The sequence below is a fragment of the Mesorhizobium sp. ISC25 genome (genome assembly GCF_042295465.1).
Taxonomy (GTDB): domain Bacteria; phylum Pseudomonadota; class Alphaproteobacteria; order Rhizobiales; family Rhizobiaceae; genus Mesorhizobium.
Genome location: NZ_CP135441.1, coordinates 3,362,559 through 3,388,004, shown reverse-complemented (window position 1 = coordinate 3,388,004; position 25,446 = coordinate 3,362,559). Strand labels below are relative to the sequence as shown.

23 protein-coding genes and 1 pseudogene are annotated in these 25,446 nt (G+C 64.2%); 17 read left to right on the top strand and 7 right to left on the bottom strand.

Annotated features, from left to right (window positions below; all coding sequences use genetic code 11):
* Positions 1 to 29: 29 nt before the first annotated feature.
* The gene (locus RQ479_RS16910; protein WP_376701914.1) at positions 30 to 674 is read right to left on the bottom strand and encodes a hypothetical protein; all 645 of its coding nucleotides are present in this window, start codon (positions 672 to 674) and stop codon (positions 30 to 32) included.
* A 74-nt stretch (positions 675 to 748) separates the two neighbouring features.
* On the opposite strand from RQ479_RS16910, the gene RQ479_RS16905 reads away from it, so the two are divergent.
* Both RQ479_RS16905 and RQ479_RS16900 read left to right on the top strand, forming a co-directional pair.
* The gene (locus RQ479_RS16905) at positions 749 to 1,447 is read left to right on the top strand and encodes a type 1 glutamine amidotransferase (RefSeq protein ID WP_376701913.1); all 699 of its coding nucleotides are present in this window, start codon (positions 749 to 751) and stop codon (positions 1,445 to 1,447) included.
* Between the two features lie 287 nt (positions 1,448 to 1,734).
* Entirely contained in the window at positions 1,735 to 1,875 is a 141-nt protein-coding gene (locus RQ479_RS16900; protein ID WP_292664785.1) for a hypothetical protein, read from the top strand.
* A gap of 38 nt (positions 1,876 to 1,913) precedes the next feature.
* Here RQ479_RS16900 and RQ479_RS16895 read toward each other — a convergent pair whose 3' ends face one another.
* The 3 genes from RQ479_RS16895 to RQ479_RS16885 are packed head-to-tail and all read right to left on the bottom strand — an operon-like array spanning position 1,914 to position 4,715.
* Positions 1,914 to 2,681, bottom strand: coding sequence for a metallophosphoesterase (locus tag RQ479_RS16895; protein WP_376701912.1), 768 nt, complete (start codon positions 2,679 to 2,681; stop codon positions 1,914 to 1,916).
* Positions 2,682 to 2,719: 38 nt separating this feature from the next.
* The gene (locus RQ479_RS16890) at positions 2,720 to 3,856 is read right to left on the bottom strand and encodes an L-lactate dehydrogenase (RefSeq protein ID WP_376701911.1); all 1,137 of its coding nucleotides are present in this window, start codon (positions 3,854 to 3,856) and stop codon (positions 2,720 to 2,722) included.
* A gap of 55 nt (positions 3,857 to 3,911) precedes the next feature.
* Positions 3,912 to 4,715, bottom strand: a complete 804-nt coding sequence (locus RQ479_RS16885) for a FadR/GntR family transcriptional regulator (RefSeq protein ID WP_376701910.1) — start codon at positions 4,713 to 4,715, stop codon at positions 3,912 to 3,914.
* A 312-nt stretch (positions 4,716 to 5,027) separates the two neighbouring features.
* Here RQ479_RS16885 and RQ479_RS16880 point away from each other — a divergent pair, with 312 nt between their 5' ends.
* From RQ479_RS16880 to RQ479_RS16850, 7 genes are all read left to right on the top strand, one after another.
* Complete coding sequence (locus RQ479_RS16880; RefSeq protein WP_376701909.1) at positions 5,028 to 6,362, top strand: DUF3422 family protein; 1,335 nt, start codon at positions 5,028 to 5,030, stop codon at positions 6,360 to 6,362.
* A 138-nt stretch (positions 6,363 to 6,500) separates the two neighbouring features.
* Positions 6,501 to 7,997, top strand: coding sequence for an FAD-linked oxidase C-terminal domain-containing protein (locus RQ479_RS16875; protein ID WP_376701908.1), 1,497 nt, complete (start codon positions 6,501 to 6,503; stop codon positions 7,995 to 7,997).
* Between the two features lie 50 nt (positions 7,998 to 8,047).
* Complete coding sequence (locus RQ479_RS16870) at positions 8,048 to 8,515, top strand: endonuclease domain-containing protein (protein WP_376701907.1); 468 nt, start codon at positions 8,048 to 8,050, stop codon at positions 8,513 to 8,515.
* A gap of 378 nt (positions 8,516 to 8,893) precedes the next feature.
* A complete protein-coding gene (locus RQ479_RS16865) occupies positions 8,894 to 10,150 on the top strand; it encodes an FAD-binding protein (RefSeq protein ID WP_376701906.1) in 1,257 nt (418 codons plus the stop codon).
* Complete coding sequence (locus RQ479_RS16860; RefSeq protein ID WP_292664478.1) at positions 10,147 to 10,530, top strand: hypothetical protein; 384 nt, start codon at positions 10,147 to 10,149, stop codon at positions 10,528 to 10,530. The genes RQ479_RS16865 and RQ479_RS16860 overlap by 4 nt, the downstream gene beginning before the upstream one ends.
* An 11-nt stretch (positions 10,531 to 10,541) precedes the next feature.
* Positions 10,542 to 11,843: a glycolate oxidase subunit GlcF gene (gene glcF / locus RQ479_RS16855; RefSeq protein WP_376701905.1), complete on the top strand. Its 1,302-nt coding sequence runs from the start codon at positions 10,542 to 10,544 to the stop codon at positions 11,841 to 11,843.
* Between the two features lie 31 nt (positions 11,844 to 11,874).
* Positions 11,875 to 12,882 (top strand): hypothetical protein, encoded by a 1,008-nt coding sequence (locus RQ479_RS16850; RefSeq protein WP_376701904.1) that lies wholly within the window; start codon positions 11,875 to 11,877, stop codon positions 12,880 to 12,882.
* A 9-nt stretch (positions 12,883 to 12,891) separates the two neighbouring features.
* Here the strand turns inward: RQ479_RS16850 and RQ479_RS16845 are convergent.
* Positions 12,892 to 13,811, bottom strand: a pseudogene (locus RQ479_RS16845) (bifunctional 5,10-methylenetetrahydrofolate dehydrogenase/5,10-methenyltetrahydrofolate cyclohydrolase).
* A gap of 282 nt (positions 13,812 to 14,093) precedes the next feature.
* Positions 14,094 to 14,828 (bottom strand): L,D-transpeptidase, encoded by a 735-nt coding sequence (locus RQ479_RS16840; protein ID WP_376701903.1) that lies wholly within the window; start codon positions 14,826 to 14,828, stop codon positions 14,094 to 14,096.
* Between the two features lie 223 nt (positions 14,829 to 15,051).
* Between RQ479_RS16840 and RQ479_RS16835 the strand changes: the two genes are divergently transcribed.
* Positions 15,052 to 15,687: a DNA-3-methyladenine glycosylase I gene (locus RQ479_RS16835; RefSeq protein WP_352457566.1), complete on the top strand. Its 636-nt coding sequence runs from the start codon at positions 15,052 to 15,054 to the stop codon at positions 15,685 to 15,687.
* A gap of 4 nt (positions 15,688 to 15,691) precedes the next feature.
* Here RQ479_RS16835 and RQ479_RS16830 read toward each other — a convergent pair whose 3' ends face one another.
* Positions 15,692 to 15,946: a hypothetical protein gene (locus RQ479_RS16830; protein WP_376701902.1), complete on the bottom strand. Its 255-nt coding sequence runs from the start codon at positions 15,944 to 15,946 to the stop codon at positions 15,692 to 15,694.
* A 210-nt stretch (positions 15,947 to 16,156) separates the two neighbouring features.
* Here RQ479_RS16830 and hisS point away from each other — a divergent pair, with 210 nt between their 5' ends.
* From hisS to RQ479_RS16795, 7 genes are all read left to right on the top strand, one after another.
* Positions 16,157 to 17,719 carry a histidine--tRNA ligase gene (gene hisS / locus RQ479_RS16825; RefSeq protein ID WP_376701901.1) on the top strand — a complete coding sequence of 521 codons (1,563 nt, stop codon included), beginning with the start codon at positions 16,157 to 16,159 and terminating at the stop codon, positions 17,717 to 17,719.
* Between the two features lie 193 nt (positions 17,720 to 17,912).
* Positions 17,913 to 19,034, top strand: coding sequence for an ATP phosphoribosyltransferase regulatory subunit (locus RQ479_RS16820; protein ID WP_376701900.1), 1,122 nt, complete (start codon positions 17,913 to 17,915; stop codon positions 19,032 to 19,034).
* Complete coding sequence (hisG, locus tag RQ479_RS16815; RefSeq protein ID WP_376701899.1) at positions 19,031 to 19,732, top strand: ATP phosphoribosyltransferase; 702 nt, start codon at positions 19,031 to 19,033, stop codon at positions 19,730 to 19,732. The genes RQ479_RS16820 and hisG overlap by 4 nt, the downstream gene beginning before the upstream one ends.
* Positions 19,733 to 20,136: 404 nt before the next feature.
* The gene (locus RQ479_RS16810) at positions 20,137 to 21,903 is read left to right on the top strand and encodes an AMP-binding protein (protein ID WP_376701898.1); all 1,767 of its coding nucleotides are present in this window, start codon (positions 20,137 to 20,139) and stop codon (positions 21,901 to 21,903) included.
* Positions 21,904 to 21,964: 61 nt separating this feature from the next.
* A complete protein-coding gene (locus RQ479_RS16805; protein WP_376701897.1) occupies positions 21,965 to 22,186 on the top strand; it encodes a cysteine rich repeat-containing protein in 222 nt (73 codons plus the stop codon).
* A gap of 422 nt (positions 22,187 to 22,608) precedes the next feature.
* On the top strand, positions 22,609 to 23,712 hold the full coding sequence (locus tag RQ479_RS16800) for a calcium:proton antiporter (RefSeq protein ID WP_376701896.1): 1,104 nt from the start codon (positions 22,609 to 22,611) through the stop codon (positions 23,710 to 23,712).
* 128 nt (positions 23,713 to 23,840) lie between these two features.
* The gene (locus RQ479_RS16795) at positions 23,841 to 25,223 is read left to right on the top strand and encodes an IS1182 family transposase (RefSeq protein WP_376701895.1); all 1,383 of its coding nucleotides are present in this window, start codon (positions 23,841 to 23,843) and stop codon (positions 25,221 to 25,223) included.
* Positions 25,224 to 25,446 lie beyond the last annotated feature (223 nt).

Here is a 25,446-nt window from a genome sequence, read left to right as displayed (position 1 = left end):
TCGAGGAATGGTCGAGGCTGTCCCCGGCGTCAAGTCTCCGCTGTGGCGTGCCAGACAGGTTTGTAGCCCTGCCTTAGCGCCGAAACAGTTGTCGCCGGCGTGAGCAGGCGGACTGGACTGGTAAAACCGCCGAACCCCACCGGTTCGCCATAGCCGCCGAAGCTCCAGGGCAGCGCGGCGCCGTCAAACAGGGCGTACGTCCTGTTTCCTGACGAGATCATCGTGCCGTCAGGCAAGTCCGCAAGCGCCTCCGGTTTCAGTCTCGGCGCCTGTCCGCCCGATGCCAGGCGCTCCTTGTGCAGGCGCTTGTCGAGTTGCGGCGCGCGTGGCTCGGCAATGCCGAAGGCGTCGCCGAAGCGCTGAACAAAATCCCTGGCCCGCTCGCGCCGGCAGAAGAAGCAGGGGCGGTGCCCGGCGGCAAGTGCCGTCACCTCGTCGAGGAAAAACAGCTCGGTCCAGCCGGCCTTGCCGCCAGCCCGGTTGCGCCCCATCGGCTCGCGCCGCACGTCGCCGTGTTCGCAGACGCAGATGATCCAGGCTTGCAGCGCCCAGCGCTTCTTCAACAGCGTTCTCGTCTCGGGGTCGTGAATGATGCCGCGATTGCCCATGAACAGGCCGCGCTCCGGCACGGCATGGATGGCGCCGAACGGATCGACCCGGTTTTGTAGTGGCATAGGCGTTCCCTGTTGGCTGCAATGCTGGCGCCATGATATCGCTCGCTGCATCAATTTCATGTCAGCAGGTTTCGATGCGGGTCTTGGTTGTCCAGAACTTCGACAATGAGGGCCTTGGTCAGATCGGCGCGGCGCTTGTCGAGGCGGGCGCCGATATCGACCTGCGCCGGCCCTATCGCGGCGACGCGCTGCCGCAAGATAGCGGCGAGCATGACGCCATGGTGATGCTCGGCGGCGCCCAGAATGCGCTGGACGACGAGCTTTGCCCTTATTTCCCGGGTCTGCTCGATCTGACGCGCGACTTTGGCGAGAGGGATCGCTCGGTGCTCGGGATCTGCCTTGGCAGCCAGTTGGTCGCGCGCGCCTTTGGCGGCGAGAACCAGATAGGCGGTGCCTCGGAATTCGGCTGGCACGAGGTCGCGCTTACCGCGGCAGCGCAGGCCGATCCGGTGCTCGCCGCCTTGCCCGAAAAATTCCCGATCTTCCAATGGCACGACGACACCTTCGTCTTGCCCGAGAGGGCCGTGCGGCTGGCTGGCAACGCCGTCGCCGAGAACCAGGCGTTCCGCATCGGACGCGCCGTCTACGGCTTCCAGTTTCATTTCGAGGCCGACCGGCCGATGGTTCGCGACTGGAGCACGTCTTTTGCACCGCTCATTGCCGAGCGGCATCCCGAGTGGGCGGGCCGGCTCGACGATGAAATGGCCGGCAACGGACCGCAAGCCGATGCCGCCGGCCTGGCCATCGCCCGCGCCTGGGTGGCGACGATCTGACGTCTCATACAGTCAACGTATTTGGCGACGTTGCATATTTGGCACGCGGCGGCAAATCCGCCGGGGATAACGCGTTTCATCCTTGGCCTGTGTCTGTCCGCCAGCCTAAAAGGCGCGCGCTCTGCATCTTGCGTGCAACCGCGATGAACCTTTCCTGTGACCCGCGCGACACACCGCCGATACAGAGCATGCCTAGAAGCGCGAAACCGGCAGACATTTGCGACGTGTTTTGCGTTTCAACGCATTGGTAACCCGCTCGTGCATAGATGCAGGAAGCTCAACAAGAGATGACGTCCGTGAAAGCAGCCTTTTTGTCCTTTGTCATGTTGTCGGCCATCGTCTTGTGCGGCCTCGGCATTTATTCCGCCGACGCGGCCAATGACCACAATGCCGTCGACGGCTACGGCGTCACCGCCGCGCTGCGCTAGGCTCCACGCCGCAGCCTCGGCTGAATATCAACAACTCCCTAGGCCGGCTCACCCGTCACCGTCAGGATATGCTTGTCCGCGCCGTTCACCACGAGCGCGGTGAGGTTTCCCGACTGCCAGGCGAGTGTGTCGACATTGACGCGGTTGCCGGTGATCTCGGCCTTGGGCACCGGCGTATGGCCGTGCACCACGATCTTGGGATGAAGACCGGTGTGATCGTGGAAGACCTCGCGGATCCAGATCAGGTCCTGCCGGCTCTGGTTTTCCAGCGCAATGCCGGGCCGGATACCGGCATGGCAGAAGAAGAAGTCGCCGAATGTCACTGAAAAGGCCAGCGAGCGCAGAAACTCGAGATGGTTCTGCGGCACCGCCTCGATCAGCGCGGCGTGGCCTTGCCGAAGCGTCTCCGCTTTGCCGAACCAGTAGGCGTTCGCGGTCAGCGACACGCCATAGGACAGCGCCGTCTGGATGCCGCCATAACGCATGAACAGACCGTCCGGATCGGGGACATCGAGAAAATCGAGGAAGCCGAGATCATGATTCCCGGCCAGCATCAGGTGGCGCGGATCGCTTTTTTGCGCCTCGATCAGGAAATCGATGACGCCCCTGGCGTCCGGGCCCCGGTCGACGTAGTCGCCGAGATGGATCACGCGCCAATCGGCAGCGGGCTTCCACTCCAGCTCGCTCTCGATCCGGCGGTGCATTGCGGTCAGCAGGTCGAGCCGGCCGTGCACATCGCCGATCGCGTAAAGGCGCATGCCTTGCGGTCCGCGCGCCTCGTAAAAACTGATGCCGGGCTCCGTCAATGCTTGCGTCGCCTCCGTGATCATGCCGTCGCGGGACTTTAGCGCCGAAGCTGATCCTTGCCCATGTCGGTGACCAGACGCTTTCCGCACAACGCCAGCGTTATGTCCATCTCCTTGCGGATGATTTCCAGCGTCTTGGTAACCCCTTCCTTGCCGAGTGCGCCGAGGCCGTACAGGAAAGGCCGGCCGATATAGGTGCCCTTGGCGCCGAGGCACAGCGCCTTGAGCACGTCCTGGCCGGAGCGGATGCCGCCGTCCATATGCACCTCGATCATGTCGCCGACGGCGTCGGCGATCTCTTCGAGTGCCATGATCGACGACGAGGCGCCGTCGAGCTGGCGGCCGCCATGGTTGGATACGATGATCGCGTCGGCACCCGTTCTGGCCGCCATCAGCGCATCTTCCTTGTCGAGAATGCCTTTCAGGATCAGCTTGCCGCCCCAGCGCTCCTTGATCCAGGCGACGTCCTTCCACGACAGCTGCGGATCGAACTGCTCCTTCGTCCACGACGACAGCGAGGCGAGGTCGCCGACGCCCTTGGCATGGCCGACGATGTTGCGGAAGCTCCGGCGCTTTGTCCCGGCCATGCCGACGCACCAGCGCGGCCTTGTCGCCATCTGCCAGATGTGCTTCGGCGTCATTCGCGGCGGCGCCGAAAGCCCGTTGCGGATATCCTTGTGGCGCTGGCCGAGGATCTGCAGGTCGAGCGTCAGCACCAGCGCCGAACATTTCGCCGCTTTTGCGCGGTCGATCAAATCGAAGACGAAGTCCTTGTCGCGCAGCACATAGAGCTGGAACCAGAACGGCTTCCTGGTCACCGACGCGACATCCTCGATCGAGCAGATGCTCATTGTCGACAGCGTGAACGGAACGCCGAATTCTTCCGCCGCCTGCGCCGCCAGCATCTCGCCGTCCGGGTGCTGCATGCCGGTCATGCCGGTCGGCGCCAGCGCCACCGGCATCGTCACCTTCTCGCCGATCATGGTCGATTCCAGCGAGCGGTTGTCCATGTCGACAAGCACGCGCTGGCGGAACTTGATCTTCTGGAAATCCTCTTCGTTGGCGCGGTAGGTGCTTTCGGTCCAGGCGCCGGAATCGGCGTAGTCGAAGAACATCTTCGGCACGCGGCGGCGTGCCAGGTCCTTGAGGTCGGCGATGGTGAGAATGCTGCTCATGGATCTTTTTCCGCTGGTTCTTCGCTGGTTCGTCGTTGAATTTTCTGGCCGGTGACTATGGCTGTTTTCTTGCCGGCTCGCCGTCACCGGGCTCGGTGCGCTGCCTGAGCCTCAGCCGCGACACGCGCTGCCAGTCGCCGCTGCGCTCGGCCTCGGCCATCGACCGTTCGACATAGGAGATGTGGTCCATCGCCGCCTGCCGCGCCGCGGCTGGATCGCCGGCCTTGACCGCCGTGTAGATTGCCCGGTGCTGCGAAAGCAGCGCCCCGCGCGCGCCCGGCACGCTGAACACCAGCCGCCGGTTCTGAAACACGCCTTCCGACAGCAGCCGATAACAGGAGCGCAGCGTGTGCAGCAGGATGATGTTGTGCGCGCATTCGCAGATCGCGTGATGGAACTCGACGTCGATTTCCGCCTCGTCGTCGAAATTGCCGGTCCGGTGCGCCTCGTCCATGCGCGCCATGATGCGGTCGAGCAGCGCCAGATCGTCCGATGTGGCGCGCCGCGCCGCATACTCCGCCGCGACCGCCTCGATCTCGCGGCGGTACTCCAGATAGTCGGTCACCGCCTTGCGATGCATAGAGATCAGGTCGGTCACCGGCTTGGTGAACAGCTGGCCGATGACGTCGGCGACATGGGTGCCGCCGCCTGGCCGTGTCGTCAACAGCCCGCGCCCTTCCAACGCCTTCAAGGCATCGCGCAGGATCGGCCGCGACACCTCAAACTGGCGCGCCAGCTCGCGCTCGCCCGGCAGCCGGTCGCCGGTGCGCAGGACGCCTTCGAGGATCAGGCTCTCGATCTGCTGCACCACCTCGTCGGCGGTGCGCGAATGCTCGATCCGGGAGAAAATGTCGCTCAAACGGGATGCCTGGGAGTTGAACCGATGTCGCGCAAGATAAAGCCAGCGTCGCCAACTGGTCAAATTATTTATCCAATTTGCCCGCGCCGGGTCGGTTTCACAGCCGCGGCTTCATATCAGCTTGAGCTAAACTGCCGTTTGCGTCCTCTCGAGATTGCCTCTAGAGCAATTCCAGGAAAAGTGTGAAACGGTTTTCCGTCCGGAATTGCACAGAATCAAAGAGATAGAGCGGTTCGGCGTTTCCTTGAAACGATGAACCGCTCTAGAGGGACATCATTGCCAAAGGGCTCAGAGAAGCCCGGGGGACCAGCCGTGCCTGACGCCGACCCGTCCAACCTCGAATTCCAGCTGCGCGCCAAAGCAGTGGGCGGCAGCGTCATGGGTTTTCCGGCGCATGAAGGTCGCCCCGGCGCGCTTGGCGAGGTCCACGCCCGGCCGCAGCCGCTGGTCGAAAAGCCGCGCGTGCTGGTGCAACTTTCCTTCATGACCGAAGCTGGATCCGGCGTCGATCAGGCCGTGCTTTCCGAATTGTCGCGCCGCCTCGGCATCGCCGCGCCCGACCCTCACGCCCGCCACCACGCGATGAAATGGGGCAAGGGCTCACTGCGCTGGGAACGCCACACGGAGTTCTCGACCTATCTCTGGGAAGGGCCGCTCGCCGAAAACGGCAGGGGGCAAGAAGACACACCCTTCGGCAACGGGTTTTCGCCGCCGGGCACGGTGATTTCCGGCATCAGGCTGGAAATCCGCAAATGGACGCCGGCGAACGAAAAACTGATCGCCGGCTTCGACCCGACCAGCCTGTGCTACTCGCTGGTCGAGCGCGGCAACGCGGCCATCGTCACCGATTTCCGTCAGGATGGCGACGGCCTGACCCGCATGCTGGTGCTCGATCGCGGCCTGACGCCGGCGCGCACCGGGGCACTGTCGCAGCGGCTGATCGATATCGAAAATTACCGCACGCTGGCCATGCTCGGCCTGCCGCTGGCGCTGACGCTTTCGGGGCGTGCTCGCCGCATCGAGGACAGGCTGGCCCAGACCACGCTGGAAATGAAGGTCGCCGAGACCCGGGACAGCCAGACGCTACTTGCCGACTTGACCGAACTGGCGGCCGAGCTGGAGGCCGATGCCGCCTCCAGCCTCTACCGCTTCGGCGCCAGCCGCGCCTATGACGGCATCGTCCGCGAACGGCTGGAGGCGCTCGAGGAAGAGGCGGTGCCCGGCTACGACACCTGGGGTGGTTTTCTCCAGCGCCGCGTGGCGCCGGCGATGCGTACCTGCCGTTCGGTCGAGGAGCGTCAGGCCAACCTGTCGACGAAGCTCACCCGTGCCACCACGCTGCTGCGCACCTGGGTCGACGTCGAGGTCGAGAAGCAGAACCGCGATCTCTTGGCATCGATGAACAATCGCGCCCGCCTGCAATTGCGTCTGCAGCAGACGGTGGAGGGGCTCTCGGTCGCCGCCGTCTCCTACTATGTCGTCGGCCTCATCGGCTACGTCGCCAAGGGCGCCTCGATCTTCGGCCATGCCTTCGCGCCGGAAATGGTCACCGCCGCCTCGGTGCCGCTCGCCGTCGTGCTCGTCTGGTGGGGCGTGCGCCGCGTCCGCCGCATGCACTCCGAACCAGGCAAGCAGCCGGGCGAGTAGTGTGGGGCGCGCAGCGGCAGATTGCCGCTGCGGAAGGCTGTCCCGGCCATAGGCCTCTCATCCCGGCCAAAGCGGCATTTGCAAGCGACCGCCGTCGCTGGTAAAAGATTTTTACCAGTCGATCGAAGGAGGCTGTCGATGTCCGGCCTTGCCATGCCGAAACCAGACGACGCCACAATGCGCCGGCGCGACGAGATCGTCGCCGATATGCGCATCATCGTGCCGGGCGAGGGCGTCGTCGACGCCGCCAATGCAATGCGCGCCTTCGAGAGCGACGGGCTCACCGCCTACCGGCAATTGCCGCTGGTCGTTGTACTGCCGCAAACCGTGGCGCAGGTCTCGCGGGTGCTGAAATATTGCAGTGACCGCAACATCCGCGTCGTGCCGCGCGGCTCCGGCACCTCGCTCTCCGGCGGCGCGCTGCCGCTCCAGGACGCGGTGCTGCTGGTGATGAGCCGCTTCAACCGCATCCTCGAGATCGATTTTCAGAACCGCATCGTCGTCGCCCAGCCCGGCGTCACCAATCTCGGCATCACCACCGCCGTCGAGCAGGAGGGCTTCTATTACGCCCCCGATCCATCCTCCCAGATCGCCTGCTCGATCGGCGGCAATGTCGCGGAAAATTCCGGCGGCGTGCACTGCCTGAAATACGGTCTCACGGCCAACAATGTGCTCGGCATCGAGATGGTGCTGATGAATGGCGAGGTGGTCCGCCTCGGCGGCAGCCATCTCGACGCGGAAGGCTACGACCTGCTCGGCGTGATGACCGGTTCCGAGGGGCTGCTCGGTGTCGTCACCGAGGTCACCGTGCGCATCCTGAAGAAGCCGGAGACGGCGCGTGCCCTGCTGATCGGCTTCCCGACCAGCGAGCAGGCCGGCCAATGTGTCGCCGACATAATCGCCGCCGGTATCATTCCGGGCGGCATGGAGATGATGGACCGCCCGGCCATCCACGCCGCCGAGGATTTCGTCCAGGCCGGCTATCCCCTGGATGTCGAGGCGCTGCTGATCGTCGAGCTGGACGGGCCGGGTGTCGAGGTCGATTACCTGATCGGCCTGGTCGAAGCCATTGCCTATAGCAACGGCTCGACCACATGCCGCATCTCGCAGTCGGAGCAGGAGCGGCTGAGTTTCTGGGCCGGCCGCAAGGCGGCCTTCCCGGCGGTCGGCCGCATCTCGCCCGACTATTACTGTATGGACGGCACCATCCCGCGCAAGGAACTGCCGCGCGTGCTCGCCGGCATGCGCGAACTGTCGGAGAAATACGGGCTCGGCGTCGCCAATGTCTTCCACGCCGGCGACGGCAATCTGCATCCGCTGATCCTCTATGACGCCAATGTGCCGGGCGAACTCGACAAGGCGGAGAGTTTCGGCGCCGACATATTGCGGCTCTGCGTCAAGGTCGGCGGCGTCCTGACCGGCGAGCACGGGGTCGGCGTCGAGAAGCGCGACCTGATGCCCGAAATGTTCAACCAGATCGACCTCGACCAGCAGATGCGCGTCAAATGCGCCTTCGACCCCAACCATCTGCTCAACCCTGGCAAGGTATTCCCGCAACTGAGGCGATGCGCCGAGCTCGGGCGGATGCACGTGCATCGCGGGCAGACGGCGTTTCCGGACATTCCGAGGTTTTGATGGCAACGTCTCAGAATGATGGTTCCTCGCCCCCGCGAAGCGGGGGAGAGGTGGCTCGGGCGAAGCCCGAGACGGAGAGGGGGCCTGCGGCCGACGTGCCAAGCCGGCGTTCACCCGAAAAGGTCGCGCGCGCCCGCGAGCTTCGCCATGGCGACAATCCGGCGGAAGCAACCCTCTGGAACGAACTGAAAGCCAAGAGGCTAGGCGGACATAAATTCGTGCGTCAGATGCCGATTGGGCCGTATTTTGCAGACTTCGCCTGCCGAAGCGAAAGGCTGATCGTCGAGCTGGACGGAAGTCAACACGCCGAGAGTACTTACGACAGGCGACGCGACGAATTCATGCGCGGCAAAGGGTTCTCGGTCGTCCGGTTCTGGAATGTCGATGTTCTGAAAAAGCCGAGGAGCGTTTGCGAGACTATTCTCGCAGCACTGGAAGGGCGATTAGCCGAAGACGTGGTCGCCCCGGACCTTCGGTTCGTTTTTGCGGCCAAAAAGATTAGAGGCGACGCCCTATGATCGCCCCCGCTCCGGTTTGCTTCGCAAACCACCTCTCCCCCACTCTGTGGGGGCGAGGAACCCAGTTTTGCTGCCTCATTCCCCAGCATTCCAAGATTTTCAGACGAGGGCGTTTCAGAATAGGGGTTCCTCGCCCTCGCGAAGCGGGGGAGAGGTGGCTCGGGCGCAGCCCGAGACGGAGAGGGGGCCTACGACCGATGTGCTGGGTCGGCGTTTCCTCGAGAAGATCGCCTGCTCCGGCGCGCTTCGTCATGGGACCAATCATGCCGAAGCGACTCATTGGAGGTGGCGCTCTATGAGTGCCCCCTCTCCGTCTCGGGCTTCGCCCGAGCCACCTCTCCCCCGCGTCGCGGGGGCGAGGAACCAGAGCTCTGCCGCATGACCACCTTCACCCCCTCAACCGCCGCGGAAACCCTCTCCACCATCGCCTGGGCAGCGGCGGAAGACTCGCCGCTCGAAATCCTCGGCCACGGCTCCAAGCGCGGCATCGGCCGTCCGCAGCAGAGCGAGCACACGCTCGACCTTTCCAAACTCTCCGGCGTCACGCTCTATGAGCCGGCCGAGCTGGTGCTGTCGGCAAAAGCCGGCACGCCGCTGGCCGAGATCGAAAGCCTGCTTGCCGAAAACGGCCAGCAACTGGCCTTCGAACCGATGGATTACGGCCCGCTGCTCGGCGGTGAGCCAGCGCGAGGCACGATCGGCGGCGCACTAGCCGCGAACCTTTCCGGCCCGCGGCGGCTGAAGGCCGGGGCTGCGCGCGATCACATCCTTGGCATCGCGGCCGTTTCCGGGCGCGGCGAGGCCTTCAAGTCGGGCGGCCGCGTGGTCAAGAACGTCACCGGATACGACCTCTCCAAGCTGATGGCCAACAGCTGGGGCACGCTGGCGGTGTTGACCGATGTCACCTTCAAGGTGCTGCCTGCTGCCGAGACTGAAGTCACGCTCGCCATCCGCGGCCTGCTCGACGATCATGCCACCGCCGCAATGGCGCTGGCGCTGGGTTCCAGCGCGGAAGTGTCGAGCGCTGCCCATCTTCCCGAACGCGTCGCCGCGCGGGTCGCCGGCGGCAGCCTCGGCAGCGACGCCGCGACGCTGCTGCGCATTGAGGGTTTCGGCCCGTCGGTCGCCTACCGCATCGCGGCGCTGAAAGACCTGCTGAAAAACGCCGGTCCGCTGCATGAGATTTCCGGTTCGGTCTCGTATTCCGTCTGGCGTGACATCCGCGATTGCGCGCCGTTCGCCGGTGGCAGCGAGAGGCCGGTGTGGCGCGTCTCGATGGCGCCCTCGCAGGGCCACCAGATGGTGCTGGCGCTGCGCATGCAGGCCGCGGTCGATGCCTTCTACGACTGGCAGGGCGGGCTGATCTGGCTGCGCATGCAGCAGGACGATCCCGAGGCCGGCCTGTTGCGCGGCTTGATCAAAAAATATGGCGGCGGCCATGCGACGCTGGTGCGCGCAACCCCTTCGCACCGCGCTGCGATACCGGTGTTCGAACCGCAAGCGCCGCAACTGGCAGCACTGTCGGCGCGGCTGAAGGCCGAATTCGACCCGAAGAACATCCTCAATCCCGGCCGTATGGCGCCGGGCGCAGGCTCTGCTACTCTCGCCCCGGCAACCGAGGGAGGAGCACAATGAGCGATCCAGGTCAAAACGGTACCTCACGCCAGACCGACCGCTGGCTGGAGCCCGGTCCGACCAATGCGCTGGTCATCTACATCCTCTATCTCGCCGGCCTAGCCATCGGCGTCAGCGGCATTGTCGGCATCGTCCTTGCCTATATCAATCGCGGCAAGGCCGGCGGCTTCGTCGAGAGCCATTACACATTCCTGATCCGCACCTTCTGGATCGGCCTGCTCTACGCACTGATCTCGGCGCTGCTGATGGTCGTGGTCGTCGGCGTCGTGCTGATGGTTGCGGTCGCGGTCTGGTTCATCACCCGCTGCATTCTCGGCTTGCAGGCGCTGCAGCGCGGCGAGCCGGTCAAGAACCCGGAAAGCTGGTTTCTGGGATTGTAGGATTCGTTTACGTGCAGACCAATTTCTCAGCTGCCCAGCTCGCCGATCCGCATGTCGCGGAATCGGAGAAGATCCTGCGCAAATGCGTGCATTGCGGCTTCTGCACTGCCACCTGCCCGACTTATGTGACGCTCGGCAACGAACTGGATTCGCCGCGCGGCCGGATTTACCTGATCAAGGATATGCTGGAAAACGGACGGCCGGCCGACAAGGAGATCGTCACCCATATCGACCGCTGCCTGTCCTGCCTCGCCTGCATGACCACCTGCCCGTCGGGCGTCAATTACATGCATCTGGTCGACCACGCCCGCGTCCATATCGAGGAGACCTACAAGCGTCCGCTGGCCGATCGCCTGACACGCGCCATGCTGGCCTTTGTGCTGCCTTATCCCTCGCGTTTCCGCGCCGCGCTCAAGCTGGCTAAGCTCGGCCAGCCATTCGCCGGCCTGTTCGAGAAAATCTCGGCATTGAAGCCGCTGGCGGCGATGCTGAAGCTCGCTCCAACGCACATCCCCGCTGCATCGCCGATGGCTTCGCCGGGCATCCATGCGGGGCAGGGCGCAAAGAAAAATGGCCGCGTCGCCATCCTCACCGGCTGCGCGCAATCCGTGCTCGATCCCGGCATCAATGAAACTGCGATTTCGCTGCTGACCCGGCTTGGCGTCGAGGTTGTCGTGCCCCAAGACGAGGGCTGCTGCGGCGCGCTGGTGCATCACATGGGCCGCGAGGGCGCTGCCTTGGCGTCGGCCCGACGGAACGTCGACGCCTGGACGCGCGCCGTCGAGCAAGGCGGGCTCGACGCCATCGTCATCACCGCATCCGGCTGCGGCACCACCATCAAGGATTACGGCTTCATGCTGCGCCTCGATCCGGCCTACGCCGACAAAGCGGCGCGCGTCTCGGCGCTGGCCAAGGACATCACCGAATATTTGGCGAGCCTCGACCTGCCCGAGCCGGTCCGCAAGCCGGGCACCATCGTCGCCTATCACTCCGCCTGCTCGATGCAGCACGGCCAGAAGATCACCCGCCAGCCGAAGGAGCTTCTCGCCAGAGCCGGCTTCGTCGTGCGCGAGCCGCGCGAAGGGCATCTCTGCTGCGGCTCGGCCGGCACCTACAACATCCTGCAGCCCGGGATTTCGGCGACGCTGCGCGACCGCAAGGTCAGGAATATCGAAGCGACCGGCGCTGAAATCATCGCCACCGGCAATATCGGCTGCATCACCCAGATCGCCTCCGCCGCCAAGCTGCCGGTGGTGCATACGATAAAGCTGCTCGACTGGGCCTATGGCGGCGAACCACCAAGAATGAGTTGATTGCTCTGCATTCGCTCATGAGAATAGGCCGTTGTCCGATTTGGAATCATTAGAGATTGAAACCATCGTTCGGCTGTTATCGAAGACGCCGCGCGCAACAATCCAGGCACGCTATGAAGACTGCACGGCAATCGCGGCCCGGCATCTCAAGGGCGGGTCCGAATTCCTGTTTGCGCTGATAAAGGCGGCCGTCGAAGCCGACGTTCACCAGACCAGTCTCATTGACGACGTGATTTCGTTTCTCGACGACACGCACTTGGCCCGTCTGGCATTTTTCCTGCAAGGACAAGTCAAACGCGGAATAGATGTCGAGGATCTGCTCGCTCACGTCGCCTTGCAGGCGCCGGGATTGTTTCCAGACAATACCTTGGGCGACATTCCCGATTTCGCAGACTGGCTGACGCATGATGATCCTCGTTCGCCGCCCGCTTGCCATCACTTCATCTTTGAGGAGGGCGCTCCGAGCGACATGTCTTTTCCGACGCATCGCAACCATCCCAGCTGGCACCTTCCGGCGACTGGCAGGCCACTTACGGTCGGCGGCGAAGGATCGGCAGTGTGCCCGACCTGTCGAGAGCGACTGATACATCTGGTTACGCTGGACGACCTTGGGAGTGAGCTGACGATGCCTCGTCCCAGACTCCGTATCGACACCTGTGCGAATTCTCTCGAACCGACCTATTATTCCCACGACGCTGCCGGTGTGCCGACGCCGATTGCGCCTCTGCATTCGCCCTTCATTGAGAGGCCTGCACAAGCCGCCGAGAAAAGAACTGTTTGGTTGGCATCTACCCCTAAACGGTGGCTCAGGCAGTCGTACGCGATAAGCAATTCGCGGCAAAATCTGTTTCGGCTTGGCGGGCTGCCCTCATGGGTTCAGGGACCGCAGTATCCACTCGTTCCCGGAACGGACCGGGAAATGAAATTTCTTCTTCAGTTCGATTCACTCGCAGGCTTCTTCTGGGGCAGCGGCGGCATGCTCTACGTTTTCTGGGATGACGAGTCCCGGATCACCTGCCATGTGCCGCAATACACGTGACGAAAACCACTACTCGGCTGCCAGCCGGTCCGCCGTGCCGTAGGTTGCCTGGTAGCGGGCGCGCTGGCGGCTGAGCGCCACCATGGTGTTGCGCAGCAGGATCGCCACAGTGATCGGGCCGACGCCGCCCGGCACCGGCGTGATCCACGACGCGACATGCCTGACGCTCTCGGCATCGACGTCGCCGACGATGCGGCTTTCGCCGTCCGGCCCGATTTCCGAATTGATGCCGATATCGATGACCGCCGCGCCCGGCTTGACCATGTCGGCCTTGATCAGCCGCGGCTTGCCAACCGCGACGAACAGCGCGTCGGCGCGGCGTGCGTGTGCCGCCACCGAACGCGTCATGTGATGGCAGACGGTCACTGTCGCGCCTTCGCTCATCAAAAGGAACGCGATCGGCTTGCCGACGATCTCGGAATGGCCGACGACCACCACTTCGAGCCCTTTGAGGTCGAGGCCGGTTTCCCTGAGCAGTTCGACCGAGGCGGCGGCGGTGCAGGGCGCCAGGTCGAGCTGGTTGTAGACGATGTTGCCGATCGAGGCCGGGTGCATGCCTTCGACATCCTTGAGCGGATGCACCGCCGCCTGCAGCGTCTTGATCGGATGTGCACCGGCACCGGCCGCTGGATGATGATGCCGGTGACGCGCGGGTCTGCGTTCAGGCCGTGGATCGCCGCTTCGAGTTCGCCGGCGGTGATGTCGGCGCGAAAGCGCCTTTCCTCGAAGCCGATGCCGGCCAGCCCCGCCTTGGCGCGCTGGTTGCGGACATAGACGTCGACCGCCGCGGTATCGCCGACGGTGATCGACACCAGCTTGGGCGGAAAGCCTTCGGCGGTGGCGATCGCCGCGTCCTCGCGCACGCCGGCGATGATGCGTTGGGCTACCGGGCCGCCCTTGAGATAGCGGCTGTCATCGGAGAGGGACATCGAGATAGGGCCTTTGTCTGGAATTTTGGCTGCCACATAGCAGAGGGGCGGCGAAAAGGCAGCGCGAAAAGCGAACCGCCATGCCGGTCGCGCGACGTGCCGGCGAAATCTTCCCGTCAATTCTTGCTGGCGTTGGCGGAAACAAAAAGGGCAGCACGGCTTGCCGCGCTGCCCTTTCGTGACTGGCCGCATCCCCACACGGCCCGTCCCCCGTTATTCATTCATATAGCCTCAGAAAGCCAAAGCTAACGTCTTTCTAGACCAGATGATTCGCTGCGGCAACTATATCACCACCACCGTTGTTCCGATATTCACGCGTTCGTAAAGATCGACCACGTCCTCGTTGCGCATGCGGATGCAGCCCGACGATACCGCGCCGCCGATCGTCCAGGGCTGATTGGTGCCGTGGATGCGGTATTCGGTCGAGCCGAGATAGAGCGCGCGTGCGCCGAGCGGGTTTTCCATGCCGCCGGCGAGATAGGTCGGCAGATAGCGGCCCTTGGCGGCCTCGCGCTTGATCATCACAGCCGGCGGCCGCCAGTCCGGCCAGACGCGCTTGTTGGTGATCTTGTGGGTGCCGGACCATTCGAAGCCCGGCTTGCCGGTGCCGACGCCGTAGCGCCGCGCCTTGCCGTTCTTTCCGACGAGATAGAGGAAATTCTCTCGCGTATCGATGACGATCGTGCCCGGCTTCTGCGGGCCGTCATAAGCGACTTCCTGCGGCAGATAGATCGGGTCGATCTGCGGCCGCATCACCATGCGTTTGGCCGGCGCCTGCACCGCTGCGGTGCGCAGCTGATCCGGTTCGGCCAGCCGCCGGTAGCGCCGTTGCGGCTGCGTCTCTAGCCGGCTCTGCCGCACAATGCCCGGTGCATGGCCGAGCTGCAGCACCCAGGGCGCCGAAAGATCGGGACTGACCACCACCGGCGGCCTCTCGGCATAGCGGTCGTTGGCATTCGCGGCGCCGGCCGCAAGCACGGCCGCGGCGCCGAACAGTGGAAACAAGAATGTCTTCATCGCAACGCACCTTGATCGTCGAACATGCCGGGGTGCAAAGCCTCCCCGATTTCGCCGACATTGGGCGCGAAGCGGCAACCGAAACATGAATCGGAATGCGTAAAATGCCGATCTATCAGTAAAGCTTTTGGTGTGGTTACCGCCGGGTTCAGGAATCTGGTAAAGCCGCGGTAAAGGCCGCGTCAAAACGCGTTAACGCCAAGACACGAACGGAAATTCCGCCATGGACGAAAAGACAGGCCTGCTCGCCGGACCCGATGGCATCGCGCGCTGCTTCTGGCACGGCAATCTGCCTGACTACCTGCACTACCACGACCACGAATGGGGCCGGCCGGTCGCCGACGACCGCCGGCTGTTCGAGAAGATCTGCCTCGAAGGCTTTCAGTCGGGCCTGTCCTGGTTGACCATATTGCGCAAGCGCGACAATTTCCGCGAGGCCTTCGCCGGCTTCGATGTCGACAAGATCGCCGCCTTCACCGACGCCGATGTCGAGCGCCTGCTTGGCAATGCCGGCATCATCCGCCACCGCGGCAAGATCGTCTCGACCATCAACAACGCCAAGCGCGCCCGCGAACTCATCGACGAGGCCGGCTCGCTGGCCGCCTGGTTCTGGAAGTTCGAGCCCGGCCCGCACGAACGGCCCGAGATCGTCGACCTCGCCCATCTGCGCGCCAATCCGACGACGGCGGTTTCGGTCCGCATTTCGAAGGAGCTGAAGAAGCGCGGCTGGAGCTTTGTCGGCCCGACCACCGTCTACGCCTTCATGCAGGCGATGGGGCTGGTCAATGACCATCTCGAGGGCTGCGTCTGCCGCGAGCCGGTCGAGGCGGAGCGGAAAGCGTTCAAGCGGCCGAAATAGCGGCTCAGGCGCCGCCGGCGCCGGCGAGGAAAAACCCGGCGAGGATGGCCGCCAGCGCGGCGAACACCGGATAGATCACCAGCAGGCCGGTCATCAGCACGTCGCGCATGGTCGGCCCGCTGCGCTGTTGCGCCGCGATCTCGAACGGTCCGGCCATTTGCTTCGTCGCCTTCGGCGCGTGATTGTCGGCCGGCCGCAGCCGGATCGAGGCGTTGCGTGCGCCGCTATCGATGATGTCGAACTTTTCTAGCGTGGCCATGGCCCCGACCCCTTGTTTCGGCGCGCTTATCGGCCCGGATTGTGTCGGCACGATGCCGCGCGCGTGGCGCAATTGTTTCAGCTTCTTTTTCTTGCCTTCTCGCGCAGAGGGAGCAGGGAGAAGCGCAAACCCTTGCCTTCTCCGGGCTGCATCGCTAGGACACGCCGACCCGAAATAAGTCACCGATTACCTAGCAAAGTACCCCATCCCATGGCCGACAAATCCGAAAAGATGAGAGCGCGGCTGCCGCGCGGCTTTGTCGACCGCGGCGCCGACGATCTGCGCGCCGTCGAGAAGATGATGGCGACGATCCGCTCGGTCTTCGAGCTCTACGGTTTCGAGCCGGTCGACCAACCGCTGATCGAATACACCGATGCGCTCGGCAAATTTTTGCCCGACCAGGACCGGCCGAACGAGGGCGTGTTCTCGTTCCAGGACGACGACGACCAGTGGCTGTCGCTGCGCTACGACCTGACCGCGCCGATGGCGCGCTTTGTCGCCGAGAATTTCGAGCGTCTGCCGAAACCCTATCGCAGCTATCGCTCCGGCTGGGTGTTCCGCAACGAGAAACCCGGTCCCGGCCGCTTCCGCCAGTTCATGCAGTTCGATGCCGACACGGTCGGCACGCCGGGCGTCGCCGCCGATGCCGAGATGGCGATGATGATGGCCGACGTGATGGAGGCGCTCGGCATCAAGCGCGGCGACTACGTCGTCCGCGTCAACAACCGCAAAGTGCTCGATGGCGTGCTGGAGGCGATCGGCCTCGGCGGCGACGAGAATATCGGCCGCCGGCTGACCGTGCTGCGCGCGATCGACAAGCTGGACAAGCTTGGCGTCGCAGGCGTGCGCCTGCTTTTGGGCGCCGGGCGCAAGGACGAGAGCGGTGATTTCACCAAGGGCGCCGGGCTGGACAACACGCAAATCGACGTTGTCATCAGCTATTTCACAGTCATGGCGCAGCACGATCCCGAAAAAATTGTCCAGACACTGGGATCCATCAACCCCGGTCTCAGCAATCTTATCGAGGAAAGGAAACTCGAACATCTGGGCATCACGAACGCCTCGTTTGTCGAGGGGCTCGCAGAGCTGGAGCAGATAAGAACCATGGTCGCACAAAGCGGCTACGGTGAGGATCGCATCCGCATCGACCCTTCTGTCGTCCGCGGCCTCGAATACTACACCGGCCCGGTCTACGAGGCCGAGCTGCTGGCCGAGATCCCCAACGAGGACGGCCAGATCGTGCGCTTCGGCTCGGTCGGCGGCGGCGGTCGCTATGACGGTTTGGTCTCGCGCTTCCGTGGCGAGCCGGTGCCGGCGACTGGCTTTTCCATCGGCGTCTCGCGCCTGATGGCGGCGCTGAAGAACCTCGGCAAGCTCGATACTTCCGATGTCATTGCGCCGGTCGTCGTGCTGACCATGGACAAGGACACGGAAAGCCTCGGCCGCTACCAGAAGATGGTGGCCGAGCTGCGCGCCGCCGGCATCCGCTCGGAAATGTATCTCGGCGGCGCCGGCATGAAGGCGCAGCTGAAATATGCCGACCGCCGCGGCAGCCCGGTCGCCATCATCCAGGGCGGCGACGAGCGCGCCAAGGGCGAGGTGCAGATCAAGGACCTGATCGAGGGCGCGAAAATGTCGGCCGAGATCGCCGACAACGCCGAATGGCGCGCCGCACGGCCGGCGCAGGTGACGGTGGCGGAGAGTGAGCTGGTTGCCGAGGTGAAGAAGATACTGGCGGCGCAGGCGGCCGACCGGGCGAAAGGTGGCGCGTGAGCACCCCCCTCTGGCCTGCCGGCCATCTCCCCCTCAAGGGGGGAGATCAATCTCGCCGCCGTCGTCGCCAGGTTTTCAAAATAGCAAGCGATGCGCCGACCGCGAAGCTGCCAATCTCCCCCCTTGCGCGGGAGATGCCAAGTAGTGGCAAAGAGGGCAGGCCAGAGGGGGATGCCTCGCGCCCCACATCCCCATGACCTCCCGCTATCCCGCCATCGCATCCGACATCGCGACGCTCTTCGCCGCGCGCAACACCCATGCGGTCGAGGTTGCCGTGCTGCAGCCGGCCGATCCGTTCCTCGACATGGCGGGTGAGGATTTGCGGCGCCGCGTTTTTCTCACCGAAAGCGAGACCGGGCAGACGCTTTGCCTGCGGCCGGAATTCACCATTCCGGTCTGCCTCGACCACATTGCCAGCCAGGCCGGCACGCCGCGCCGCTATTCCTACCTCGGCGAGGTGTTTCGCCAGCGCCGCGAGGGCGGCAACGAGTTCTTCCAGGCCGGCATCGAGGACCTCGGCGACCGCGACACGGCCGCCGCCGACGCGCGCTCGCTGGCCGATGCGCATGCGCTGCTTTCGCTGGTGCTGCCCGGCCGGGAGTTGGCGGTGACGCTCGGCGACCAGACCATTTTCGAGGCGGTGCTGGCAGCACTCGGCCTGCCGCGCGGCTGGCGCATGCGGTTGGCGCGGGCCTTCGGCTCGGCGCCGATGCTGGAGGCGGCCCTTGCCGATCTCGCCAATCCGCCGCGCAACAGCCAGCTCGCCGGCCCGGTCGCCGCCCTGGTCCTCGACGGCGATCTGGACGGTCTTTCGGCCCATATCGCCCGCGGCATGGAAGAGGCCGGCCTGTCGGCAACGGCCGGGCGTTCGCCGTCCGAAATTGCGCGGCGCCTGATCGAGAAGGCCGAGCTGCGCAGCGTACGGCTGTCGAACGAGGCATTCGCGGCACTGAAGAGCTTTTTGGCCATCGACGTGCCGCTCGACAGCGCCGCCGGGGCGCTCGAAAGTTTTGCCGCCGATGCTGGGCTTTCACTGGGGGCTGCGCTGGAGAATTTTTCGGCCCGCGCGGCGGCCATCGAAAGCCTCGGCCTGCCGATGTCTGAAATCCGCTACGATGCCGCCTTCGGCCGTCCGCTCGATTACTACACCGGCCTGGTCTTCGAGATCGCGGCGCGGGATGGCGAGCGGCCATTGGCCGGTGGTGGCCGCTACGACCGGTTGCTGACGCTGCTCGGCGCCAAAACGCCGATCCCCGGCGTTGGTTTTTCCGTCTGGCTGGACCGCATCGAGGCGCTGCGGGAGACGGCGCCATGATCACGCTGGCGCTGCCGTCGAAGGGCCGGCTCAAGGAGCAGGCGCTGGACGTGCTGGCCAAGGCCGGGCTTGCTGTCAGCCTGCCGGGCGACGAGCGCAAATACCGCGCCCGCATCGACGGCCTAGACAGCGTCGAGATAGCCTTCCTGTCGGCCTCCGAGATCGCCGGCGAAATCGGCCAGGGCTCGGTCGATCTCGGCATCACCGGCGAGGATCTGCTGCGCGAAAACCTTGCCGACTGCGAGGCGCGCGCCGAAATCATCGGCCGCCTCGGTTTCGGCAATGCCGATGTCGTCGTCGCCGTTCCCGACATCTGGCTCGATGTCGACACCATGGCCGACCTCGACGACGTCGCCGCCGATTTCCGCCAGCGCCACGGCCGGCGGCTCCGGATCGCCACCAAATACTGGCGCCTGACCCAGCAGTTCTTTTCGCAAAAGCACGGTATCCAGGTCTACCGCATCGTCGAAAGCCTCGGCGCCACCGAAGGCGCGCCGGCGGCCGGATTGGCCGATATCGTCGTCGACATCACCACATCAGGCGCGACGCTGCGCGCCAACCATCTCAAGGTGCTGGCCGACGGCCTGATCCTGCGCTCGCAGGCCTGCCTCGTGGCGTCGAGGAAGGTGCGCGCCGCGGCCGACGAGGCGGTGTTGCGCGATATTGCGGCAAGGATGGCGCTGGTGGACTCGGGTTGACGCCGCCAATCTCCCGCCTTGAGGGGGAGATGTCGCCGTAGGCGACAGAGGGGGTCGGTTCGTCTTGACGCGACTCTCTTAACCGACAGAACAGGCTGGTGCTCCACGCGAGACGACCCCCTCTGGCCTGCCGGCCATCTCCCCCTCGAGGGGGGAGATAAGCAGCTTGGCCGGCTGGCGCCTGAAGCGATTTCCCTAAAACACAGCAATTTTGTTCTTGCTTTGTGCCGGCAGCTATGCTACTAATTTCGGTATGGTGCCAATTGGCCCCGAAGACCCGCCCGCCAAGGCGGGTTTTTTGTTTTCGGCCCCGACAGGCGAGTTCTCACCCCAACCCACCATCGGCGGGATTTCCACCACCCCGCCGGGCTGATAGGCTCGGCTCGTCTGCGGAGGACACGGCGATGCCGATCAATCTCGACGAGTTGAAGAATGCCACCAGCCTGCGCGGCAAGCACGATGGCGGCTCGTTCATTGCGCCTGTCGACGGCACGGCGCATGTCTCGGGCGAGCGCAGCGTGCCGCTGCTCAACCTGACCATCCCGGCGCTGTTTGCCGATACGGTCGGCAAATACGGCACGCTCGATGCCGCCGTCTTCGTCGAGCAGGACAAACGCTTCACCTGGGAGGAACTGTCGGACACGGTCGATGCGCTCGCCGCCGGCTTCCTGGCACTCGGCCTCGAGAAAGGCGACCGCGTCGGCATCTGGTCGCCGAACCGCTGGGAATGGCTGGTGACGCAATTCGCCACCGCCCGCATCGGCCTGATCCTGGTCAACATCAACCCGGCCTACCGGTTGGTCGAGCTGGAATATGCCTTGAACAGGGTCGGCTGCAAGGCGCTGGTCACCGCCGCCAAGTTCAAGAGTTCCGACTATCTCGGCATGATCGAGACGCTGGCGCAGGAGATCGCCAAGGCTACGCCCGGCAAGCTCGACGCCAACAGACTGCCGACGTTGAAGATTGTCATCCGCATGGACGAGGAGAGTTCGCCGGGCATGTTCAATTTCGCCGACGTGCTGGCGATGGCCGGGCGCGACGAGCATGACAGGCTCGACCGCATCTCCGACGGGCTGAAACCGGACGATGCCATCAACATCCAGTTCACCAGCGGCACGACCGGCGCGCCCAAGGGCGCGACGCTGACCCACAACAACATCGTCAACAACGGCAATTTCGTCACTTCGGCAATCAGGCTCACCGTTGACGACCTGCTGTGCATCCCGGTGCCGCTCTACCACTGCTTCGGCATGTCGATGGGCACGATGGGCTGCGTCACCAAGGGTGCGACCATGGTTTTCCCGAGCGAGGGTTTCGATGCCGGCGCCACGCTGAAGGCGGTGGCAACGGAACGCTGCACCGCGCTCTACGGCGTGCCGACCATGTTCGTCGGCCTGCTCGATCATCCGGAATTTGCCTCCTTCGACCTCACCAGCCTGCGCACCGGCATCATGGCCGGCTCGCCATGCCCGATCGAGGTGATGAAGAAGGTGGTTTCGCTGATGCATATGGCCGAGGTGACCATCGCCTATGGCATGACCGAGACCAGCCCGGTCTCGTTCCAGAGCAGCGTCGACGATCCCCTGGAAAAGCGCGTCTCGACCGTCGGCCGCGTCCATCCGCATGTCGAGGTCAAGGCCATCGACGCCGAAGGCGCCACCGTCGCGGTCGGCGCGCCGGGCGAGCTCTGCACGCGCGGTTATTCCGTGATGAAGGGCTATTGGGACGACGAGCAGAAGACCCGCGAGGCGATCGACGCCGACGGCTGGATGCACACCGGCGACCTCGCCACCATCGATGCCGAGGGCTATTGCAACATCGTCGGCCGGGTCAAGGACATGGTCATCCGCGGCGGCGAGAACGTCTATCCGCGCGAGGTCGAGGAGTTTCTCTATCGCCACCCCAAGGTCAAGGAGGTGCAGGTGTTCGGCATTCCCGACCCGAAATATGGCGAGGAGCTGTGCGCCTGGATCGTGCTGAAGCCCGGCCAGATCACCACGGAGCAGGAGATCAAGGCCTTCTGCGCCGGCCAGATCGCCCATTTCAAGATCCCGCGCTACATCCGCTTCCGCACCGAATTGCCGATGACGGTGACCGGCAAGCCGCAGAAATTCCTGATGCGCCAGGCGATGATCGATGAACTGGGATTGGTGACGCAAAAGACGGCGTGAGAAGGCTTCCGTCTACGCGTGACGGAGACGTTATTTGGGCAACATATTGAGGGGGTGTTCCATGCGGATTGGGTTAAGCGTGCTTTTCCTGGCAACTCAGCTGGCAGCCACCGCGGCGCTGGCGCAGACGGCGGCCGAGCGTGAGGCCTGCCAGGCAGATTACCAGAGATTGTGCAAAGGCGTGTTGCCGGGCGGTGGCCGCGTCGTCAAATGCCTGGCCGATCACATGGGCGAGCTGACGCCCGAATGCAAGAAGGTCGTCAAGGCCAACACGCCCGGCTAGCGCGTGAGCTTTCTGCCGGACCAGGAGGTGTGCCTGGGCAGGAGGATTCTTTGCGGAGCGGACCCGCACCTTAACCCTCCCCACAAGGGGGAGGGCAATCGCATATGGCGGCGCCAGCCCCCTCTCCGGCCGCTGCGCGGCCACCTCTCCCCCACTTTGTGGGGGCGAGGAATACCAATCGCCGAGGTCGCGGCCTTGGAAAGCCTGGGTTCCTCGCCCCCACAAGTGGGGGAGAGGTGGCTCGGCGAAGCCGAGACGGAGAGGGGGAGCGCCATATGCGATTGCCCTGCTCCCGTGGGAGGGTTAGGGGTAGGGTACGCCGCGATGGGGCACGTCATGACCCATGATATGCGATTGCTCTGGGCGGGAATGGTTGCAGTGCGCAACAGCGGCTGCAACCGCGGGAACGCAAAAGAATGACAATGAGTGGTTTCGCAAGAACGGCGGTTTCCTACGGCATGCCGTTGGCCGCCCTGGCGATGGCTGTCGCGGTCAGGGCCAGCGGGGTGTCGGTGGACGAAGGGTCGCTGGGCACCAGGATATTCATCGGCGCGCTGTCGAGCGCGATCATGTTCATCACCATTTTCGTCGTGCTCGACCACGCCGAGGCGGTGGCCAGGCGGGTAGGCGAGCCGTACGGCACGCTGGTGCTGACCATTGCCGTGACGGCAATCGAAGTGTCGATCATCGTTTCCATCATGCTGCACGGCGCCAACAACCCGACGCTTGCCCGCGAATCCGTCTTCTCGACGGTGATGATCACCTCCACCGGCGTTGTCGGCATGTGTCTCACGCTTGGCGGCTGGCGTCATCGCAAGCAGGCGATCGTCCGCCAAGGCACCAGCGCCTATCTCGCGGTGCTGGTCGCGCTCAGCGTCATGACGCTCATTCTGCCGACCTACACGCGAACCACCGATCCGGGCACGTTCTCGGCGGCGCAGCTTGGCTTCGTCAGCGTGCTTTCGGTGCTGCTCTATGCCGGTTTTCTGTTCGCGCAGACCGTCCGCCACCGGGACGATTTTATCGACGCACAAGCACACGGCGCCGTAGTGCGAACCGACGCTCACGAAAGCATCGCCGCCGCCGCTGTGCTCCTGCTGATCGGGCTGATCGGCATCGTCATGCTGGCCGAGCAGGTCGCCGCCAGCGTCGAGGACGCGCTCGTCGCCTACCAGGTGCCCCAGGCCGACGCCATTGTCGGCGCAATGATCGCGGGCTTGGTCTTGATGCCGGAGGCGATTTCGGCGGTTCGCGCCGCACTCAACAACGAGCTGCAGCGCGGCCTGAACGTCGCCATGGGTTCGGCGTGCGCGACGATCGGCCTGACAATACCAGGCATCGCCGCCGCCAGCCTGCTGACCGGAAGAGGGCTGACCCTGGGGCTGCCGGCGACCGACGTGGTGCTTTTGGCTCTGGCGCTTTTCATCTGCAATGTGAGTTTTAGCACGGAGAGAACGACGTTCCTGACCGGGCTGGTGCATCTGGTGGTGTTTTGCACGTATGTGTTTTTGATTTTTGTGCCGTGAGAGTGCTGGGTGCGAATAGGTAGGAAAACTGCTTGAACGTCTCAATAGGGCGGATTGTGTTGAAAAACTCCGGCTTGAAGCAGCTCTGAAGCACTGATTCAATCTCCTTGGTAAAGGAGATTGAGTCGATGATGGGCGAACCGACGGTGATGCAGGAGGCGCTGTTCTACGAGTTCAGCATCGAGCGTCACGTCCCTGCTGACCATCTGTTGCGCTCGATCGACCGCTTCGTCGACCTGTCGGGGCTACGCTCGCATCTGCGGCCGTTCTACAGCGAGATCGGTAGGCCCTCGATCGATCCGGAACTGATGATCCGGATGCTAATCGTCGGCTACTGCTTCGGCATCCGTTCCGAGCGCCGGCTTTGCGAGGAAGTGCATCTGAATCTCGCCTATCGCTGGTTTTGCCGGCTTGGCCTGGAGGGTGATGTCCCCGATCATTCCACCTTCTCGAAGAACCGGCACGGCCGCTTTCGCGACAGCGATCTGCTGCGCGAACTCTTCGAGACGACGGTGCGCCGTTGCATCGAAGAAGGTCTCGTCGGCAACGAGGGCTTCGCCGTCGATGCCAGCCTCATCAGGGCGGACGCGAACAAGCAGCGCTCTGCCGAGGGATCGGAGCAGGTCGACTGGGAGACGATGGCGGCAACGCGCCGCTCGGTACAGGAGTATCTCGACACGTTGGACGATGCCGCGTGGGGTGCAGCGAGCGAGGTGAAGCCGAAGTTCATATCGAGGTCCGACCCGGCGGCTCAGTGGACGGGAGCGATGAAGGGGCATGCCTTCTTCGCCTACGCCACCAACTATCTGATCGACCTGGATCACGCCGTCATCGTGGACGTCGAGGCAAGCCGGGCCATACGCCAGGCGGAAGTCGGCGCGGCACGCACCATGATCGATCGCGCCCAGGATCGCTTCGGCCTCTATCCGGAACGCCTGGCCGCCGACAGCGCGTACGGCTCGGCCGAGATGTTGGGCTGGTTGGTGCACGAGCGCGGCATCGAGCCGCATATCCCGGTCTTCGACAAGTCGGAGCGTCGCGATGGGACCTTCGAGCGGGCAGAGTTCAGCTATGATCGCGAGCGCGATCTCTACACCTGTCCAGGCGGCAAGGAGCTCAGGCAGTATCGTCGGCGGTTCGTTTCACCCCGCGACGGTGTCGACGACGAGGGCTTCATGCGCTACCGCGCCAGCAAGCTCGACTGCGACGTCTGCGCCCTCAAGCCTCGATGCTGTCCGAACGGTCCAGCCCGCAAGATCCTACGCTCTATCCACGAGGGTGCGCGGGACATGGCCCGCGATATTGCCGCCACCGACGCCTATGTCACCTCGCGTCGCGAGAGGAAGAAGGTCGAGATGCTGTTTGCCCACCTCAAGCGCATCCTGAAGCTGGATCGCTTGCGACTACGAGGACCAAACGGTGCTCGAGACGAGTTCCATCTGGCAGCCACTGCCCAGAACCTCCGGAAACTCGCCAAGCTGATTCCGGTGCCGATGCCGAAACCGGCATGAGGCGGAAGACGTCTGCTCACGACCTAACATCAGTCGATGTCGTGGCCGAGACGCGGCCGACTTTTTCAACGATATCGGCCGAAAGCGGACTTGCGGCTTCGAGGCTCGGAAGGCCAGAAGCGGACCTTCATGCCCTGCGTGCGTCGACGTGAACTGTGACCCGTCATTCGCTCGCGCCGATTGTAGGCCGAAAGTAGACCTTCCGATCACCTGTATCTCCGAG